The organism is Polaromonas sp., assembly GCF_030689685.1.
GTDB lineage: Bacteria > Pseudomonadota > Gammaproteobacteria > Burkholderiales > Burkholderiaceae_C > Polaromonas.
This window is the reverse complement of the sequence record NZ_JAUYEY010000093.1, coordinates 1-17,732: the sequence shown is the minus strand read 5'-3', so window position 1 is coordinate 17,732 and position 17,732 is coordinate 1. Positions and strand designations below refer to the sequence as shown.

Genomic DNA, 17,732 nt, shown 5'->3' with positions numbered 1-17,732 from the left:
ATCAAATATATAGCACATTGAAAGACACAGAAGGCACACCATGCAGGAAATTCTTCAACAGCTGGAAAAAAAGCGCGCGGCGGCCCGGCTCGGTGGCGGGCAGAAACGCATTGACGCGCAACACGGCAAAGGCAAGCTGACGGCGCGGGAGCGGCTGGAGTTGTTGCTCGACGAAGGCACGTTTGAAGAATGGGACATGTTTGTCGAACACCGCTGCACCGACTTCGGCATGGAGGGCAACCGGCCGCCGGGTGATGGCGTGGTGACCGGCTACGGCATGATCAACGGTCGCCTGGTGTTTGTCTTCAGCCAGGACTTCACCGTGTTTGGCGGCGCGCTCAGCGAAGCCCACGCCGAAAAAATCTGCAAGGTGATGGACCAGGCCATGAAGGTGGGTGCGCCTGTGATTGGCCTCAATGATTCCGGCGGCGCGCGCATCCAGGAGGGCGTGGCGTCGCTGGGCGGGTATGCCGACGTCTTCCAGCGCAATGTGATGGCGTCGGGCGTGGTGCCGCAGATCAGCATGATCATGGGTCCGTGTGCAGGGGGTGCAGTGTATTCACCGGCCATGACCGACTTCATCTTCATGGTCAAGGACAGCTCGTACATGTTTGTGACAGGGCCTGAAGTGGTCAAGACCGTGACGCATGAGGAAGTGAGTGCCGAAGAACTGGGCGGGGCCACCACCCACACCACACGCAGTGGCGTGGCTGATCTGGCGTTTGACAACGACGTCGAAGCCCTGCTGATGCTGCGCCGACTCTACAACTACCTGCCGCTCAACAACCGCGAAAAAGCGCCGGTGCGCCCGAGCGCCGACCCGGCGAGCCGCATGGACCTGAGCCTGGATACCCTGGTGCCCGAGAACCCGAACAAGCCGTACGACATGAAGGAGCTGATCGTCAAAACGGCGGACGACGGCGATTTTTTCGAGATCCAGCCCGAGTACGCCAAAAACATCATCATTGGTTTTGCACGCATGGAAGGCCAGACGGTCGGCATCGTCGCCAATCAGCCACTGGTGCTGGCCGGTTGCCTGGACATCAAAAGCGCCATCAAGGCCGCGCGTTTTGTGCGCTTTTGTGATGCCTTCAACATCCCGGTATTGACCTTTGTCGATGTGCCCGGCTTCATGCCTGGCACCAGCCAGGAGTACGGCGGCATCATTAAACATGGCGCCAAGCTGCTGTATGCGTACGCCGAGTGCACCGTGCCCAAGATCACCGTGATCACGCGCAAGGCCTATGGCGGCGCCTACGACGTGATGAGCTCCAAACACCTGCGCGGCGACGTCAACTTTGCCTGGCCGAATGCCGAAATTGCGGTGATGGGCGCCAAGGGCGCGGTCGAGATCATCTTCCGCGAAGACAAGGGCGACCCTGCCAAGCTGGCCGCGAAGGAAGCCGAATACAAGGCGCGTTTTGCCAACCCCTTTGTGGCCGGCGCACGCGGCTTCATCGACGATGTGATCCTGCCGCATGAAACCCGCAAGCGCATCTGCCGCTCGCTGGTGATGCTCAAGGACAAGAAGCTTGAGAACCCGTGGCGCAAGCACGGGAATATTCCGCTGTGATTTTTATGGTCATGCGTTCTTTCCGCGCTGGATCGGGCTGCCTGGGCGTTTTGCTCCGTGTCCCCCGCCCTTCAGGCTCCTCCTTTACCTGCGCAAAGCGCCCAGGCAGCCCAATCCCGGTTGTTGGGTATTCTTCTGCACCCATCCTCAATCCCTGCGCAGCAACGGGCGCGCTGCGTCCGTCGCAGCGAAGTCAAGGAGGAGCCCGAAGGGCGGGGGACATGAGCGGAGGCGGACGCGCCGTGCCCGTTGCGGATTCAGAAATAAGGTCAGATCGTGATCTTTCAGATAATTTGCGGCGAAAGTATGAAAGTATGAAAGTATGAAAGTATTGCAGTTCAGCAGGTTCTCTTAAATGTTCATATTTGACGTTTAAAGCCCTAAATCGCGCCTTTATCGTTCGCATGAGAACATTTAATCTAAAGTCATCCGAAGTAGTGTGTGCCGAGCTAGGCCGTCGTATTAAACGTCTTCGTTTGATGTGCAACCTGAGTCAACAAGAGTTGGCAAACATGACGCTGGCTTCCCTTTCGTCGATACGAAGGCTAGAGTCTGAGGGACTAGGTTCACTGTTTTTACTAGCGCGTGTTGCGAATGCGTTGCAAGTCATTGACCAATTCGAGTCCTTGTTTAATGCACCCATACAAACCATTGCTCAAGCAGAACGCGAAGAGGTGCTGGCACTTCGTAAGCGCGCCCGTGGCGTAAAAGTAAGTAGCGATAAGTAAGTCAAAAAACATGAAGACACTGATTGCTCAAACTCGCGACGCAAGTAAGCTGGGTCTGTACTACGTTGCGCTCCAAAGTTCGCTCACGATTCCAGATATCGCTGGTGCATTAATTGCAGGCGATAGGCGTGCTTCTAGCTCCCGTTATGCGCATTGGTTTGATACTTGGGTTCGTTCGGTGCTATCTAGTAATCGAAATCGCGAAAATCCGTTTTCTGGCGAACAGTGTTATCGCTTTCGGTGTTCGATGTTGCATCAAGGCGCTAGCCATCGCGAGGACTTGCCCTACAAGCGAATCATGTTTGTTGAGCCAGGCCATCCCAATGGGCAGTTGCATTACGTGGTTTTGGGTTCGGCATCAGCAGAGCCAGCATTACTCATCCAAATTGACGAATTCATTGAAGAAATGCTTGTTGGTTGTGAGCGTTGGCTGAATGAAGTTGCGGGAACTCAGCCTTTTGAAAATAACTACGCGCTTTTTGCGAGGCGACATCCTACCGGGCTCAAACCTTGGTTAAGCGGTGTTCCCGTGATTGGTTGATCACTTATTTTGAATAGTGTAAAGGTAGGGAAAAGAACGAATGTTTACCAAAATCCTGATCGCCAACCGAGGTGAAATCGCCTGCCGCGTCATCCTCACCGCCCGCAAGATGGGCATCCAGACGGTGGCTGTGTATTCCGATGCCGACAAGGACGCACGCCATGCCGAGCTGGCCGACGAGGCCGTGCACATCGGCCCTGCGCCCAGCCGTGACAGCTATCTGCAGGCCGACAAGATCATTGCCGCCTGCAAGCAGACTGGCGCGCAGGCGGTTCACCCGGGCTACGGCTTCCTCAGCGAAAACGCCGGCTTTGCCAAGCGGGTGGAAGAGGAAGGCATCGTCTTTATTGGCCCCAAGCATTATTCGATTGCCGCGATGGGCGACAAGATCGAATCGAAAAAACTGGCGGGCGCGGCGGGTGTCAATTGCATTCCGGGCGTGAACGATGCGATTGAAACCGCCGAGAAAGCCGTCGAGATTGCCAAGGACATCGGTTACCCGGTGATGATCAAAGCATCGGCTGGTGGCGGCGGCAAGGGCTTGCGTGTGGCCTTCAATGACAAGGAGGCCTTTGAAGGCTTCACGAGTTGCCGCAACGAGGCGCGCAACAGCTTTGGCGACGACCGGGTTTTCATCGAGAAGTTTGTCGAAGAGCCGCGCCACATCGAGATCCAGCTGCTGGGCGACAGCCACGGCAATGTGATTTATCTGAACGAGCGTGAATGCTCGATCCAGCGCCGTCACCAGAAGGTGATTGAAGAAGCGCCGTCACCCTTCATCAGTGACGCGACGCGCAAGGCCATGGGCGAGCAGGCTGTGGCGCTGGCCAAGGCCGTCAAGTATGAGAGTGCCGGCACGGTCGAGTTTGTCGTTAGCAAAGACCAGAGTTTTTACTTTCTGGAGATGAACACCCGTTTGCAGGTCGAGCACCCCGTGACCGAATGCATCACCGGCCTGGACCTGGTCGAGCTGATGATCCGCGTGGCGGCTGGCGAAAAGCTGCCGCTGGCGCAGAAGGATGTGCAGCGCAATGGCTGGGCCATCGAGTGCCGCATCAATGCCGAAGACCCGTTTCGCAGCTTTTTACCTTCGACCGGCCGACTGGTGCGTTTTCAGCCGCCAAAGGAAACGATGTTTGCGGCGGGGGAGCCCTCACCCCAGCCCTCTCCCAAGGGGCGAGGGAGTGAAGCCGGGGACATCGCAAATTCAGCGGGTTTGCCCCCTCTCCCGCTTGCGGGAGAGGGCAGGGGTGAGGGCGGCTTCTACGGCGTACGCGTCGACACCGGCGTGCAGGACGGCGGCGAGATACCGATGTTTTACGACTCGATGATTGCCAAGCTGATCGTCCACGGCAAGGACCGCGCCGAAGCGATTGCAAAGATGCGTGAGGCGCTCAATGCTTTTGTGATCCGCGGCATCAGCAGCAACATCCCTTTCCAGGCCGCCTTGCTGGCGCACCCGAAATTTGTGGCGGGTGACTTCAACACCGGCTTCATCGCCGAGAACTATGCGCAGGGCTTTTTTGCCGAAGACGTACCGCATGCCGACCCGGACTTTCTGGTGGCGCTGGCGGCCTATGTGAACCGGCGTATGCTGGGCCGTGCAGCCGGCATCAGTGGGCAGATGCCGGGACACGGTGTCACGGTCGGTGAAGAGTTTGTGGTGGTTAAGCTGGGCGCTGGCGGGCAAAACACCTCACAGTCCGCGACCGTGCGCGACTTTCAAGCCCAATCGGGCTCCAGCCGAATAGACACGGGTGCCAACAGCTATGAAATTTGTAGCAACTGGCACCTGGGCGGCGCCCGCATTCGCGGCACCGTCAATGGCCAGCCGTTTGCGGCGCAGGTCGAACGCGGCGTCGGCCGCAATCCACTGGCGATTCGCATTGCCCACGACGGTACCCGGCTGGACGCGCTGGTGCTGTCGCCGCGCGCGGCGAAACTGCACACGCTGATGCCCTACAAGGCACCGCCTGACATGAGCCGTTTTGTGCTGTCGCCCATGCCCGGCCTGCTGGTCGAGGTCGCAGTACAGCCCGGCCAGAAGGTGCAGGCGGGCGAACGCGTGGCGGTGATCGAGGCCATGAAGATGGAAAATGTGCTGTTTGCCGTTGCCGACGGTGTGGTCGGTAAAGTGCTTGCCGGGAAGGGCGATTCACTGACGGTCGATCAGCCTATTGTGGAATTTGTCTAGGACAGGAAACGCATCATGAACACTCAGGAATTTCACGACGAACTCAAGGCCAACCGTTTTGAGGCTGCCGTCGCTATTGACCGCCCCGTCGGTTACGCCATGGGCGAGCATCAACATCCATTCGACGCCTGCGCATTCGTCACCGCAGGCGACATCACGCTGGTGGTCGACGGCGTCTCTAGCCGCTACGGGGTGGGTGACGTGTTCCGCTTGCCAGCGGGCACGCCCCACCTGGAAGTTGCGGGCCCCCAGGGTGTGAGCTACCTCTCAGGCCGTCGGCCGGTCACCCAGGCATGATCCAGCGCCTTCAACAGGCTCAGGACAGGCCTTTCAAGGTTTTGGGCATCCAGCAAATTGCCATTGGCGGTACCAGCAAGGAGCGCCTGCGAACCCTGTGGGTAGACATGCTTGGGCTGCAAGTCACTGGCAACTTCGTCAGCGAGCGTGAGAACGTTGACGAAGACATCTGCGCCATCGGCAGCGGTCCCTTCAAGGTCGAGGTTGATTTGATGCAACCGCTGGACCCGGACAAAAAGCCGGCGGTGCACACGACACCGCTCAACCATGTCGGCCTGTGGATCGACGACCTGCCAAAAGCCGTCGAGTGGTTGACGGGGCAGGGCGTGCGTTTTGCGCCCGGCGGCATCCGCCAGGGTGCGGCGGGTTTCGACATCTGCTTTTTGCACCCCAAGGCCAATGAAGAGTTCCCCATCGCGGGGGAGGGTGTCTTGATTGAACTGGTGCAGGCCCCGCCGGAGGTGGTAAGCGCATTTTCCCGTTTGCAGTCGCACGACTGAGGGATTCACCCGAGGGCGGTGTTGGGCCATCGCGGCTTAAACTGGTTTGCCCCGTGGATGGTGTTGCCATGCAGTGGGGCAAAGGAGACAGCGCTTGCAGCCCTCGAACGTAGCCAATCCGTCTTATTTCCACAAGGTCGTTGATTGCCAATGGGCTTGTCCGGCCCACACCCCTGTTCCTGAATACATACGCCTGATTGGCCAGGGGCGCTACAGCGACGCCTACATGGTCAACTGGGTCTCCAATGTGTTCCCCGGCATTTTGGGCCGCACCTGCGACCGGCCTTGTGAGCCGGCTTGCCGACGCAGCCGGGTGGAGGAGAACAACGGCGCGCTGCCAGAACCGGTCGCAATTTGCCGGCTGAAACGGGTAGCGGCCGACATGAAAAACGATGTCAGCCAGCGCATGCCCAAGCTGTCACCCAAAAACGGCAAGCGCATTGCCTGCATCGGCGCCGGCCCCGCATCCCTGACGGTGGCGCGCGATCTGGCGCCATTGGGCTACGAGGTCACGGTGTTTGATGGTGAGGCCAAGGCCGGTGGTTTTATCCGCACCCAGGTTCCGCGTTTTCGCCTGCCCGAGTCGGTGATCGACGAAGAAACCGGCTACATCCTGGACCTGGGCGTGGTGTTCAAAAGTAGCCAGCGCATCGAATCCATGAAGGGGCTGCTGTCCCAGGGTTACGACGCCGTGTTTGTTGGCTGCGGCGCGCCGCGCGGTCGTGACCTGCAACTGCCGGGCCGCCAGGAGATCAGCAACAACATCCACATCGGCATTGACTGGCTGGCCTCGGTGTCTTTCGGCCACGTCACCACCATTGGCAAACGCGTGATTGTGCTGGGCGGCGGCAACACCGCGATGGACTGCTGCCGCTCGGCCCGGCGCCTCGGTGGCAGCGACGTGAAAGTGATTGTGCGCAGCGGCTTTGACGAAATGAAAGCCTCGCCCTGGGAGAAGGAAGACGCGCAGCACGAAGGTATTCCCATCATCAACTTCCACGTGCCCAAGTCGTTTGAGCACAGCCAGGGCCAGCTCACCGGCATGACGTTTGAGGTGGTCAAGGCGGTTTATGACGCGAAAGGCAAACGCAGCCTGGTCGCCACCGGCGAGGCCGACGTACTGGTGGCCTGTGATGCGGTGTTGATCGCTGTGGGGCAAGAGAACGCCTTTCCGTGGATTGAACGCGGCAGCGGCATTCAATTTGACGAGTGGGGCCTGCCGGTGCTCAACAAGACCACCTTTCAGTCCAGCCTGCCCCAGGTGTTTTTTGGCGGTGACTCGGCCTTCGGACCGAAAAACATCATCACAGCAGTGGCGCACGGCCATGAGGCGGCGGTGTCCATCGACCGTTTTCTCAACGGGGAGGATGTCCAGCGCAGGCCCGACCCGATGACCAACCTGATGTCCACCAAGATGGGCATTCATGAGTGGAGCTACGACAACGACACCTCGAATGACGCGCGCTTCAAGGTGCCTTGGGCCAAGGCCGAGGTGGCGCTGGCTAATATCCGGGTGGAGGTCGAGCTGGGTTTTGACGCCGCAACGGCTTTCAAGGAGGCCGGGCGCTGTTTGAACTGCGATGTACAGACCGTGTTTGCAGCGCCAGCCTGCATTGAGTGTGATGCCTGTGTGGACATCTGCCCGATGGACTGCATCAGCTTCACCGCCAACGACGACGAGCCGGTTTTGCGCACCCACCTGAAAGCCCCGGCGCTGAACCTGACCCAGGACCTGTATGTGTCGGGCGAACTCAAGACCGGCCGTGTCATGGTCAAGGACGAAGACGTCTGCCTGCACTGCGGCCTGTGCGCCGAGCGTTGTCCGACCGGGGCCTGGGACATGCAGAAGTTCTTGCTACAGACCACGCAGGCCGGGCCGTCGTGTCGTGATGGCAAGATGGTTTCGGGAGTGACAGCATGAACGCAGACTTTTGTCCCCTCTCCCGCTGGGAGAGGGCTAGGGTGAGGGTGAGGGCGTGGTGGCGCGCAAGCCCTCACCCCGACCTTCTCCCAGGGGGAGAGGGAGCAAACGGTGCTGCGCAATGAAAAAGATTGAAGCCGTCAACAACTTTGTCATCAAGTTTGCCAACGTCAACGGTTCGGGCTCAGCCTCGGCCAACGAGCTGTTTGCCAAGGCCATATTGCGCATGGGTGTGCCGGTCAGTCCGCGCAATATCTTCCCCAGCAACATCCAGGGCCTGCCGACCTGGTATGAGGCGCGGGTTTGCGACAAGGGTTACCAGGGCCGGCGCGGCGGCATCGACATGATGGTGGCCATGAATCCACAAACCTGGGATGCTGATGTGGCCGAGCTGGAGCCGGGCGGCTACCTGTTTTACGACAGCACCCGGCCCCTGCCACCAGACAAGTTCCGCGCCGACATCCACGTCATCGGCATGCCGTTGACCGAGATCTCCAACGCGGTTTATTCCGACCCGCGCCAGCGTCAGTTATTTAAGAACATCATTTACGTGGGTGCGCTGTCGGTGCTGCTTGGCATCGAGGCCGCCGTGCTGGAAAAGCTGTTTGCCGAGCAGTACAAGGGCAAGGAAAAGCTGTTGGCCTCCAATGTGCAGGCGCTGCACCTGGGGCGCGATTTCGCCAGCGAACACTTGCAGGCGCCGCTGGGCATACGCGTGGAGCGCAGCGACCGGGTAGGCGACAAAATATTTGTCGATGGCAACAGCGCCGCAGCACTGGGCTGTGTGTATGGCGGTGCCACGGTCGCGGCCTGGTACCCGATCACACCCTCGTCCTCGGTGGCCGAAGCCTTTCAGTCCTACTGCGCCAAATACCGGGTGGACCCAACGAGCGGCAAAAACAACTACGCGATTGTTCAGGCCGAAGATGAAATCGCCTCCATCGGCATGGTGGTGGGTGCCGGCTGGAACGGTGCCCGCGCCTTCACCACCACCTCTGGCCCGGGTGTGTCGCTGATGACCGAGTTCATTGGCCTGGCCTACTTTGCCGAGATTCCGGTCACCATCATCAACGTGCAACGGGGCGGTCCCTCCACCGGCATGCCCACGCGCACCCAGCAGGCCGATTTGATCTCTTGTGCCTATGCCTCGCACGGCGACACCAAACATGTGCTGCTGCTGCCGGAAGACCCGCACGAGTGTTTTGAACACTGTGCCGCTGCGCTTGACCTGGCAGAGCGACTTCAAACGCCGATCTTTGTCATGACAGACCTGGACATCGGCATGAACCAGCGGCTCTGCAAACCTTTCCAGTGGGATGACAGCCGCAGCTATGACCGCGGCAAGGTCATGAGCGCCGAAGAACTCGAAGCCGGCAAGGACTTCGGCCGCTACAAGGATGTCGATGGCGATGGCATTCCCTGGCGCACCTTGCCCGGCACGCATCCGACCAAGGGCAGTTACTTCACGCGCGGCACCACGCGCAATGCCTATGCGCAGTATTCAGAGCGCGGCCCGGACTACATCTACAACGTCGAGCGGCTTCTGAAGAAATTTCAAACGGCCGCCACCTTGGTGCCGCCGCCAGTGTTGCGCCCCGCCGGGCGCAAGACCCGGCTGGGAGTTATTTATTTTGGCTCCACCAGTCCGGCCATGAACGAGGCGCTGGACGTGCTGGATGAGGCAGACATTCACCTGGACGCCCTGCGGCTGCGGGCCTTTCCGTTTCCGCCCAGCGTTGCCCAGTTCATTGCGGCGCACGACAAGGTGTTCGTGGTCGAACAAAACCGCGATGCGCAGATGCACAGCCTGCTGGTCAATGAGCTGGATGTTGATCCGGCGTGCCTGGTACGTGTGCTGCATTTCGATGGCACGCCGATCACCGCGCGTTTTATCACCCAGGCCATCCGGCAGCAGGTGCAGGCTGCGGTGGTGGCCCCACAACAGACAAGCAAAGCCCTCCCATGACTTATCTGGACAAACCCAAGCTGCACCATCCCTCGCTCACGGTCAACAAGGTCGGCTACACCCGGCGCGACTACGAAGGGAAAATCTCCACGCTGTGCGCCGGCTGCGGGCATGACTCGATCTCGGCCGCCATCATTCAGGCCTGCTGGGAGCTGGACATTGCGCCGCACCGCGTCGCCAAACTCTCGGGCATAGGCTGCAGCTCCAAGACACCGGACTATTTTCTGGGTGCGTCGCATGGGTTCAACACCGTGCACGGGCGCATGCCCTCGGTGCTGACCGGCGCCAATCTGGCCAACCGTGACTTGTTGTACCTCGGTGTATCTGGAGACGGCGACTCCGCGTCGATTGGCCTGGGCCAGTTCGCGCATGCGATGCGGCGCGGCGTCAACATGGTCTACATCGTTGAGAACAACGGCGTTTACGGGCTGACCAAGGGGCAGTTTTCGGCCACTGCCGACCAGGGGTCGAAAAGCAAAAAAGGCGTGGTCAACAGCGACAGCTCGCTGGACCTGGTGGCGATGGCGCTGCAACTGGGCGCGACTTATGTGGCCCGCAGTTTTTCGGGCGACAAGGCGCAACTGGTGCCGCTGATCAAGGGTGCCATAGGCCATGGCGGCGCATCCTTCATCGACATCATCAGCCCGTGCGTGGCTTTCAACAACCATGCCGGCAGCACCAAGAGTTATGACTATGTGCGTGAACACAACGAGGCGGTCAGCCGCATCGACTTCATCAGCCCGCGCGAGGAAATCACCACCAGCTATGCCCCGGGCGAGGTGATTGAGGTGCAGCAGCACGACGGCGTCCGCCTGCGGCTGCGCAAGTTGCACACCGACTACGATCCGACCAATCGCTACGCCGCTCTCCATTACATGAACACGCACCAGGCGCGTGGCGAGGTGGTGACCGGGCTGCTTTACCTGGACCCGTTGGTGACCGACATGCATGTGGCGCTCAACACCAGTGAGACGCCACTGAACAGGATGGATGCGGGCCGCCTGTGCCCGGGCTCCCAAACCCTGGACAAGCTCAACGCATCCCTGCGCTGATTTTTTTGGCGAGACAACAGGAGGCAGCCATGCCCGAACGAACAGTCTTTCAATCAACCCCGCGCCGGCATCTGGTAAGCCTGCCTCCGCAGGCCAGTGTCTGGGAGGCGGCCTGTGTCATGACCAAGGCCAATTGCGGCAGCGTTTTGATCATTGACGGCGGAGGCGCCATGCTGGGCATTCTCACCGAGCGCGATCTGATGACCCGTGTACTGGCCAGAGCGCTTAATGCTGAAAAAACGCAGGTCTCCCAAGTCATGACCCACCATCCTCATTGCGTGACGCCCGAGACACCGGTGTCGGATGCCGTACTCGTCATGCTCGAGCGCGGATTCCGGCACTTGCCTGTGGTGGCGGCTGACGGAAAAATCCTGGGGGTATTTTCCGCACGCGATGCCTTGCCGCGCGAGATTGACAGCGCCGTCAGCCTGGCGGAGTTTCGAGACTCGGTCAACGACGCGCTGGGTTAGCGAAGCGCTGAACAAGTCCCCTGCGGCGCGCGATCAGCCGGGCTCGGGCGGTCTGCTGCGTTGAATGGCTTGCCGATAGCCAGCTATGGGCAGCAGCGTCCGCCTTGCATCCCATCCCGATCCGGCTGCCGCGCATCCGCAAGGACCTGTTCAGCGCTCCCTTAAACTCCGGCCATGCCAACAAGTTTTAACTTCATTGAAGCGCCAGGGCACCAAATCCGGCGCGCCCACCAGTTGTCAATTGCTCTCTTTATGGAAGAGACGGCCGGGTTTGACGTGACGCCGGTGCAGTTCGCCATCCTGAACGCGCTGATGGATGACCCGGGTGAAGACCAGGTCACGCTGTCAGGGCGGGTGGCTTTTGATGCCGCGACCTCCGGTTCGGTGATCGGCCGGCTGGAGGCCAAGGGCTGGGTGCGGCGCGAGGCCGATCCGGCCGACAAGCGCCGCAAGCTGCTGTGGGTCACGCCCGAAGGGCAGAAGGTCGCGCTGCAGATGAAGCGGGCCGTGAGCAAGGTTCAGTCGCGCCTTTTGGAGCCGCTCAGCGCCGCCGAACGCAAACGGTTTGGCGCGCTGCTGGGCAAGTTGATTGTCGGCCACGAGGGTGTCGAGTAAACCTGCCGATGTGGCGGCGGGGTGCGGTCGTCAGGCCGATTTGGCCAGCAGCGTGAAATGCTCCACCACAGGCGGTGCGGCAAAAAACGGCCCGACGATGGCGCGCCAGTCGGCAAAAGCCGGCGATTCGCGGAAACCCACGGTGTGGTCCTCCAGCCTGTCCCAGAAAATCTGCAGGATGTAACGCTCGGGGTTTTCAATGCCCTTGTTCACCTTGAAGCCCTGAAAACCTTTGGCGCCGGCAATCACGCTGGCCAGGCCCCGCTGGATGGCTTCGTCAAAAGCGGCCTGCTGGCCGGGGGCAATATGGATGTCGGCGAGTTCTAGAATCATGGGTGTCCTTGGGTGGCATGTGTTGAAAGGCCAGCGTTCAATACTGGCTGGCCGGTAACTCTACCGTCAAACCGTCAAGTTCTGCATTCAGGATGATCTGGCAGCTCAGCCGGCTGGCCGGTGTGGCCGGTGTGGCGGTGAAGGTCAGCATGGCGCGTTCCTCGCCGTCGGCGGCCGGGAGCAGCGCCGCAAACGGCTCGGCCACCATCACATGGCAGGTTGCGCAGGTCAGCAGGCCGCCGCAGTCGGCGGCAATGCCGCTGACTCCGGCAGCCACTGCTGCCTCCATCAGGCTTTGACCAATTTGGCCTCTAGCCCTTATTGGTTGTGCGTCAGCAGCTATGAAATTGATAGTGATCATGGGTCGGTGAAGTTTCAGATGCGGCTGAAATATTCGCGCCGCTGCCAGTCGTCCTTGTCCGTCGCCTGTTCGTGGCGGGTGATTTCCGACTGCTTGATGCGCGTGAAGTAGTTGATGAAGCGCTTGCCAAAGGCCTCCACCAGTACCGCATCGTCCCGCAGCGCATTTAGTGCTTCCCCCAGGCTGGTCGGAATTCTGACGCCGGCTTCACCGTAAGGCGCATCGGTGGCGACGGGCGCTTTCAATTGCCGGGTGATGCCGTCCAGCCCGGCGTAAATCTGTGAGGCCAGGTAGAGGTAGGGATTGGCCGCCGGTTCGCCAATGCGGTTTTCAATGCGCGTTGCGGCGTCGCCGGGCTGCCCGACCACGCGCAGCATCGCGCCCCGGTTGTCGCGGCCCCACAGCACCGCCTGCGGCGCCAGGGCGTTCGGCCGGAAGCGGCCAAAGCCGTTGATCGTGGGAGTACAAAACACCGTCATGCCGCGCGCATGCGCGAGCAGCCCGGCCAGGTAATGTTCGCCCAGCTCAGAGAGGGTGTATTGCGCATCGGTGGCTTGCGAGCCTGCTGCCGGGGCGTCGCGCTGGAACAGGTTGGCGCCGGTTTTCAGGTCCACCAGCGACTGGTGCAAATGCCAGCCGCTGGACATGATGTTCGGAAACGGCGGGCGGCACATGAAGGTGGCGTGGTAACCGGCGCGGCGCAGCGCCTGTTTGACCGCACTGCGAAAAAGCACCATGTTGTCGGCCGCCGTCAGCGCGTCGGTCGCGTCGAACACCGCTTCGACCTGGCTGGGCCCGAGCTCAATCTCCAGTGACTGCAGGGGCAGGCCCAGCGCCTGCGCGGTGTGCTGCACGATGCGCAGCGGCTCTTCGGCCATGTCGGCCCAGTGTTCGGCCAGCAGGTGGTAGCCCGGGTGGATCATGGCCACTTTGGGCGGCAGACCGGGCCAGGCCGCTTGCTCCGGATCAAGCTGGTCATCGGAGCTGTCCCCAGTGATGCGGTAAATATGAAACTCGATCTCCAGCCCGCACTTCATGCCGTAGCCCGCTTCGGCCAGGCGCGCCAGCGCACGCTGCAAAATGCGCCGCGTGTCCAGCTCGACCGGCGTGCCGTCCTGCATCCAGGGCTGGCCCTGGACCCAGCCGGTAGCGGCTGCCCATGGCAGTGGTTTGAAGCTCGCCGGGTCGGCCAGCAGCAGCAGGTTGCTGGCGAACTCGAAGCCGGGAAGCTCGTCCGTGCCGCCAGCCTCGAACACCTTGAAAGCCGTGCGGTCGGAGGTGTCTTTGAGCAGCAGGGTGCTGACCAGGCCCATGCCGTCCTGGATGGCCTTGGCCGTAGCGCCGGCCACCAGTGTTTTGCCGCGCAGCGTGCCATGCAGGTCGCACCAGGCAAAACGCACCAGCTCGATGCCGCTGGCGTTGATCAATTGCTGCATCTGTTCCAGCGCCTGCTGGCGGTTGGTGTCGTGGATGCCGCAGTGTTCGGCGAAGGTCGGCACGGCCCTCACCCCTGCCCTCTCCCGGAGGGAGAGGGAGTCGATACCGAGGCTCTTGCTCCCTCTCCCTCCGGGAGAGGGCAGGGGTGAGGGCTCCCCGTCCAAGGCGCATTCGCCCGCTTGGCTCTAGCCTGTGCCTGCCACCAGCTAGCCCACTCCCCGGCCGGCGCGATGCCATCGACCGTGTCCGGCCCGCGCATCAGCTCAGCCTGCGCCGCGTCGGCAATACCTGGCGCGACGCCGCCTTGCTGCACCGTCGCAATTGCCTTGAGCAAGACCCGGCGATTCGCCATGATGACCTTGTCGCTGGTACCGAGGTGCTCCCGCGTGCGGTCCTGGATGGCGCCCATGCTTTCAACCGCCCACTGGTCGTGCACATTGATGTCTTCCTCGCCCATGCCCAGGTAGGTCTGCGTGCGCTGCTCTTCAGCATTGAAGCCCCAGTTGTTGTGGCGACCGGCCTTGGGAATGTAGTCGGGCAGCGCAATGAATTGCTGGCGCTGCGCACGCATGCTTTCTTTATCCAGGGGACCGGCAAAACTCGTGAAGAAGGAGTACCAGTAGGTGTGGGTGTCATCCACCGGCACATGCATCTGGGTGATCGTCATGGTTTCTGACAGCGGGATCACAAAGGTTGCCGGAAAGACGGCTTGTGTGACACGCACATGGGTCAGTTTTTCGTTCATGGACCGCAAGGCCGTCAGTTGCATGCCCCAGGGCTTGGCCTCAAAACTGATGTCGGGCTGCGCAAACTCGCGCATGATGCGTGTCATCGGCCATTGCTCGCCATCGATGGCGCCAGCGCTGGCACTGCGAAACTGCTTGCCGGCTGCGTTGTCGCCAATGTCGGCCAGCGCCTCGTCCTGTAAAAAGCGGTGCAGAAAAGACGGATGCGCCGGGTCTATGCCGACTTCAAACGCCTGCAGCCAGTTGGCATTCCACAGGCCTTTGAACGCAAAGCTGTGTGTCGCCGGCGCGTTGAAGCAGTCAAAAGCCGGAAGCGGCGGCGGCGTGGAGCCCTCGGGGCCCAGCCAGGCGAACAGGACCCCGCTTTTTTCCAGCACCGGGTAGCTGCGTTGCTTCACACGCTCACACAGCTTGCTGCCCGCCGGTTCCGCCGGTGTTTCCAGGCAGCGGCCACTTACATCAAACTTCCAGCCATGGAAAGGGCAGCGCAGGCCATCACCCTCGGCGCGGCCAAACGACAGGTCAGCGCCGCGGTGTGCGCAGTCGCGGTCCAGCAGGCCGTAGCTGCCCGTGTTGTCCCGGAACAGCACCAGGTCCTGGCCCAGCAGGCGGACTGCTTTGACCGGGCGTTGTTCCATGCGCGGGTCCAGCGCAGGCTTGAATTCATCAACCAGCGCGGCCGGTTGCCAGTAGCTGCGCAGCAGGGCGCCGCAAGGTGTGGCGGGTCCAATCCGGGTCATCAGCGCGTTCTGTTCAGCATTCATAATTGCGTTCCTAAAACGGTATACCAAAAGTAAAATTCAGTGTACATTTTGAATCATGAACTTGCAAGAGACTGTGTTGATCCAGTTGCGGGATTTGATCCTGCGTGGCGAATTCGAGCCCGGCCAGCGCCTGGCCGAGCAGCAACTGGCTGAACGCCTGGGGGCCTCGCGCACCCCGGTCCGCGCTGCGCTTGTCACGCTGGAGCAGGAGGGCCTGGTCGAAGCCAACGACACCGGCAAGTTTCTGGTGCGCCAGTTCACGCCGCGTGAAGTGGCTGATGCGATTGCGGTGCGAGGTCAGCTCGAAGGCATGGCCGCGCGGCTGGTGGCCGAACACGGCGTTTCGCGCCAGTTGCAGGGCGACATGCAGGCCTGCCTGGATGACGGCGATCTGGCATTGGCCGCCAATCCCCTGAGTTATGAAAGTTATGCCGCCTATGCCGTGGTCAACGATCACTTCCACGCGCTGGTCCTTGAAGCCTGCGGCAACCGCGCCTTGCAGCGCGCGGTGGCACTCAACGACAGGCTGCCGTTTGCCCCGGCTTCGGCCATGCTGCCGATGCAGGGCTCGGTGGCGCTGGACCGCGACTGGATGCTTTATGCGCACCGCCAGCACCACATGTTGTTCGCCGCGCTCAAGGCCGGCGAGGGCACGCGCGCGCAGGCGCTGGCCATCGAACACACCGAAGTCGCGCAGATGAACATGCGCATGGCGCTGGAGCGCCGGGCCGAGACCGAGCGGGTGATGCCGGCCATCCGCTTGGTGGTAGGCCGCTGATCCCGCTGCGGCCAATTTGCAGCCGACGATTCCCAAGTCCGACAGGCTGCTAGACCACATGCAAGCATTTCGCTTGTGTGATGAGGCACACCCACCAAAGTCAAACGTTCGTCAGACTTTCAAGGAGCAATCATGAGCAGCGCAATCGGCGGTATCGGAGGAAATTCTTCCATGACGATGCAGGGGATGGGACGGATGCAGCGTCAAGACCCATCGAAGATGGCGGAGGATCTGTTTTCAAAACTCGACACCAGCGGCAAGGGCTATATCGAGAAATCGGATCTTCAGACCGCCTTCCAGAACGTCCCCGCATCAAGCAGCACCAGCGCCGAGGATGTCTTTGCGTCCCTGGACGGCGACAGCAACGGCAAGGTGACCCAGCAGGAGATGTCCGACAGCATCAAGAAACTGACCGATGCCCTGGACAGCCAGCTTCAGAGCATGCGCATGAGCGGCGGCATGGGTGGCACGGGCGGCATGGGCATGCAAGGGGGCGCTGATGACGCCGGCTTGACGCAGGCGGATCTGACCAGTCAGTTGAGCGCCATCGGCAACCCCGACAGCAATCGCGCCAACATGCTTTCCAGCCTCCTCGACAACTTCGATCAGGTCGATAGCAACAGCGACGGCAAGGTCAACCGCGAGGAAGCCCAGGCCTACAAGCAGTCGAGTCAGAGCACCGCCGCGACCACGAACACCAGCAGCGAGGCCCAGGTGCTGATGCAGATCATGAATCTGGCACAGGCCTACGGCTTCGGCGGCAGCAACGCCAGCGGCGCCAGTCTGTCTGTGACCGCCTGATAGCCGGGTTGGCCCTGCGGTCGAGCAAACCGTACCTTCACCGCCGCCACCCGATTCATCAGGGTGGCTGTTTTCTTTTGGTTTCCTTTTGATTTCCTTCTCCGCGCAGCCTTCCGGTCGAAACAACGGATTGGCCGGGAAGCCTCCAGAAACAAACTGAATCGCCTGCAAGGCATGCCGCGAAACAACCTGGCACAAGCTGTCGCGGAAGCGACATAGCGTGGTTACGGTCAGCCGCGATGATGCGCACACCCCAATGAACGAGGCAGCGCACCATGAAATTATCCCGAATGACCAGCACTAGCATCGACAGTCTGGCCTTGCTGACACTCGCCACCAGTGTGGTCTTGCTGATGCTCGCCGCCGCGCCGGCGATGGCGGATGAGAACCTGCCGCCGGCCCAGTCCGAGGGGCTGCATGGCAGCATCGGCCTCGGGGTGGGCGTGCGGCCCGCCTACGAGGGCGCGGACGAAAGAAAAACGCGGCTCACGCCCAACATCAATCTCTTTTACGGCGACACGTACTTTCTCACCGGCATGACGGCGGGCGCCAACCTATGGAAGCACACGACGGCGCAAGGCCTGAGCATCAGCGCCGGACCGCTGCTGGCCCTGCGCCGAGGCCGCGATGCGGACGACAACGCCGCGCTCACCGG

At 61.1% G+C, this 17,732-nt stretch carries 18 protein-coding genes; 14 read left to right on the top strand and 4 right to left on the bottom strand.

Annotation, left to right across the window (positions count from 1 at the left end):
• Window positions 1–40: 40 nt before the first annotated feature.
• From Q8O29_RS19275 to Q8O29_RS19225, 11 genes are all read left to right on the top strand, one after another.
• Window positions 41–1,573: an acyl-CoA carboxylase subunit beta gene (locus tag Q8O29_RS19275; RefSeq protein WP_305565785.1), complete on the top strand. Its 1,533-nt coding sequence runs from the start codon at window positions 41–43 to the stop codon at window positions 1,571–1,573.
• A 365-nt stretch (window positions 1,574–1,938) separates the two neighbouring features.
• Window positions 1,939–2,301 carry a helix-turn-helix domain-containing protein gene (locus tag Q8O29_RS19270; RefSeq protein ID WP_305565783.1) on the top strand — a complete coding sequence of 121 codons (363 nt, stop codon included), beginning with the start codon at window positions 1,939–1,941 and terminating at the stop codon, window positions 2,299–2,301.
• Between the two features lie 10 nt (window positions 2,302–2,311).
• A complete protein-coding gene (locus Q8O29_RS19265) occupies window positions 2,312–2,842 on the top strand; it encodes a hypothetical protein (protein ID WP_305565781.1) in 531 nt (176 codons plus the stop codon).
• 40 nt (window positions 2,843–2,882) lie between these two features.
• A complete protein-coding gene (locus tag Q8O29_RS19260; RefSeq protein WP_305565779.1) occupies window positions 2,883–5,036 on the top strand; it encodes an acetyl/propionyl/methylcrotonyl-CoA carboxylase subunit alpha in 2,154 nt (717 codons plus the stop codon).
• Window positions 5,037–5,051: 15 nt separating this feature from the next.
• Window positions 5,052–5,333: a cupin domain-containing protein gene (locus tag Q8O29_RS19255; protein ID WP_305565777.1), complete on the top strand. Its 282-nt coding sequence runs from the start codon at window positions 5,052–5,054 to the stop codon at window positions 5,331–5,333.
• On the top strand, window positions 5,330–5,833 hold the full coding sequence (locus Q8O29_RS19250) for a VOC family protein (protein WP_305565775.1): 504 nt from the start codon (window positions 5,330–5,332) through the stop codon (window positions 5,831–5,833). The genes Q8O29_RS19255 and Q8O29_RS19250 overlap by 4 nt, the downstream gene beginning before the upstream one ends.
• Before the next feature lie 94 nt (window positions 5,834–5,927).
• The gene (locus Q8O29_RS19245; RefSeq protein ID WP_305565773.1) at window positions 5,928–7,754 is read left to right on the top strand and encodes an FAD-dependent oxidoreductase; all 1,827 of its coding nucleotides are present in this window, start codon (window positions 5,928–5,930) and stop codon (window positions 7,752–7,754) included.
• Between the two features lie 121 nt (window positions 7,755–7,875).
• On the top strand, window positions 7,876–9,720 hold the full coding sequence (locus tag Q8O29_RS19240) for a 2-oxoacid:acceptor oxidoreductase subunit alpha (protein WP_305565771.1): 1,845 nt from the start codon (window positions 7,876–7,878) through the stop codon (window positions 9,718–9,720).
• Window positions 9,717–10,772, top strand: coding sequence for a 2-oxoacid:ferredoxin oxidoreductase subunit beta (locus Q8O29_RS19235; RefSeq protein WP_305565769.1), 1,056 nt, complete (start codon window positions 9,717–9,719; stop codon window positions 10,770–10,772). The genes Q8O29_RS19240 and Q8O29_RS19235 overlap by 4 nt, the downstream gene beginning before the upstream one ends.
• Window positions 10,773–10,801: 29 nt before the next feature.
• The gene (locus tag Q8O29_RS19230; protein WP_305565767.1) at window positions 10,802–11,242 is read left to right on the top strand and encodes a cyclic nucleotide-binding/CBS domain-containing protein; all 441 of its coding nucleotides are present in this window, start codon (window positions 10,802–10,804) and stop codon (window positions 11,240–11,242) included.
• A 174-nt stretch (window positions 11,243–11,416) separates the two neighbouring features.
• Window positions 11,417–11,857 carry a MarR family winged helix-turn-helix transcriptional regulator gene (locus Q8O29_RS19225; RefSeq protein WP_305565765.1) on the top strand — a complete coding sequence of 147 codons (441 nt, stop codon included), beginning with the start codon at window positions 11,417–11,419 and terminating at the stop codon, window positions 11,855–11,857.
• A gap of 30 nt (window positions 11,858–11,887) precedes the next feature.
• Here the strand turns inward: Q8O29_RS19225 and Q8O29_RS19220 are convergent, their stop codons facing one another.
• Genes Q8O29_RS19220 through Q8O29_RS19205 form a run of 4 tightly spaced genes read right to left on the bottom strand, consistent with a single transcriptional unit; the run spans window position 11,888 to window position 15,498 of the window.
• Window positions 11,888–12,190, bottom strand: a complete 303-nt coding sequence (locus Q8O29_RS19220; RefSeq protein WP_305565763.1) for an antibiotic biosynthesis monooxygenase — start codon at window positions 12,188–12,190, stop codon at window positions 11,888–11,890.
• Between the two features lie 37 nt (window positions 12,191–12,227).
• The gene (locus Q8O29_RS19215) at window positions 12,228–12,551 is read right to left on the bottom strand and encodes a 2Fe-2S iron-sulfur cluster-binding protein (RefSeq protein ID WP_305565761.1); all 324 of its coding nucleotides are present in this window, start codon (window positions 12,549–12,551) and stop codon (window positions 12,228–12,230) included.
• 14 nt (window positions 12,552–12,565) lie between these two features.
• The gene (locus Q8O29_RS19210; protein WP_305565759.1) at window positions 12,566–14,050 is read right to left on the bottom strand and encodes a glutamine synthetase family protein; all 1,485 of its coding nucleotides are present in this window, start codon (window positions 14,048–14,050) and stop codon (window positions 12,566–12,568) included.
• 5 nt (window positions 14,051–14,055) lie between these two features.
• Window positions 14,056–15,498 carry a Rieske 2Fe-2S domain-containing protein gene (locus Q8O29_RS19205; RefSeq protein ID WP_305565757.1) on the bottom strand — a complete coding sequence of 481 codons (1,443 nt, stop codon included), beginning with the start codon at window positions 15,496–15,498 and terminating at the stop codon, window positions 14,056–14,058.
• 55 nt (window positions 15,499–15,553) lie between these two features.
• On the opposite strand from Q8O29_RS19205, the gene Q8O29_RS19200 reads away from it, so the two are divergent.
• The 3 genes from Q8O29_RS19200 to Q8O29_RS19190 all read left to right on the top strand — a co-directional run.
• Window positions 15,554–16,276 (top strand): GntR family transcriptional regulator, encoded by a 723-nt coding sequence (locus Q8O29_RS19200; RefSeq protein ID WP_305565755.1) that lies wholly within the window; start codon window positions 15,554–15,556, stop codon window positions 16,274–16,276.
• A 132-nt stretch (window positions 16,277–16,408) separates the two neighbouring features.
• The gene (locus Q8O29_RS19195) at window positions 16,409–17,077 is read left to right on the top strand and encodes an EF-hand domain-containing protein (protein WP_305565753.1); all 669 of its coding nucleotides are present in this window, start codon (window positions 16,409–16,411) and stop codon (window positions 17,075–17,077) included.
• Between the two features lie 290 nt (window positions 17,078–17,367).
• Window positions 17,368–17,732: MipA/OmpV family protein (locus Q8O29_RS19190; protein WP_305565751.1), on the top strand; the 365-nt coding region annotated here is incomplete at its 3' end.

What these genes read in the sequence shown, in the direction of transcription:
- Q8O29_RS19200 (WP_305565755.1), top strand. Translation starts at nt 15,554, where the DNA reads ATGAACTTGCAAGAGACTGTGTTGATCCAGTTGCGGGATTTGATCCTG.
- Q8O29_RS19275 (WP_305565785.1), top strand. Translation starts at nt 41, where the DNA reads ATGCAGGAAATTCTTCAACAGCTGGAAAAAAAGCGCGCGGCGGCCCGG.
- Q8O29_RS19235 (WP_305565769.1), top strand. Translation starts at nt 9,717, where the DNA reads ATGACTTATCTGGACAAACCCAAGCTGCACCATCCCTCGCTCACGGTC.
- Q8O29_RS19215 (WP_305565761.1), bottom strand. Translation starts at nt 12,551, where the DNA reads ATGATCACTATCAATTTCATAGCTGCTGACGCACAACCAATAAGGGCT.
- Q8O29_RS19195 (WP_305565753.1), top strand. Translation starts at nt 16,409, where the DNA reads ATGAGCAGCGCAATCGGCGGTATCGGAGGAAATTCTTCCATGACGATG.
- Q8O29_RS19250 (WP_305565775.1), top strand. Translation starts at nt 5,330, where the DNA reads ATGATCCAGCGCCTTCAACAGGCTCAGGACAGGCCTTTCAAGGTTTTG.
- Q8O29_RS19260 (WP_305565779.1), top strand. Translation starts at nt 2,883, where the DNA reads ATGTTTACCAAAATCCTGATCGCCAACCGAGGTGAAATCGCCTGCCGC.
- Q8O29_RS19255 (WP_305565777.1), top strand. Translation starts at nt 5,052, where the DNA reads ATGAACACTCAGGAATTTCACGACGAACTCAAGGCCAACCGTTTTGAG.
- Q8O29_RS19225 (WP_305565765.1), top strand. Translation starts at nt 11,417, where the DNA reads ATGCCAACAAGTTTTAACTTCATTGAAGCGCCAGGGCACCAAATCCGG.
- Q8O29_RS19220 (WP_305565763.1), bottom strand. Translation starts at nt 12,190, where the DNA reads ATGATTCTAGAACTCGCCGACATCCATATTGCCCCCGGCCAGCAGGCC.
- Q8O29_RS19265 (WP_305565781.1), top strand. Translation starts at nt 2,312, where the DNA reads ATGAAGACACTGATTGCTCAAACTCGCGACGCAAGTAAGCTGGGTCTG.
- Q8O29_RS19205 (WP_305565757.1), bottom strand. Translation starts at nt 15,498, where the DNA reads ATGAATGCTGAACAGAACGCGCTGATGACCCGGATTGGACCCGCCACA.
- Q8O29_RS19240 (WP_305565771.1), top strand. Translation starts at nt 7,876, where the DNA reads ATGAAAAAGATTGAAGCCGTCAACAACTTTGTCATCAAGTTTGCCAAC.
- Q8O29_RS19230 (WP_305565767.1), top strand. Translation starts at nt 10,802, where the DNA reads ATGCCCGAACGAACAGTCTTTCAATCAACCCCGCGCCGGCATCTGGTA.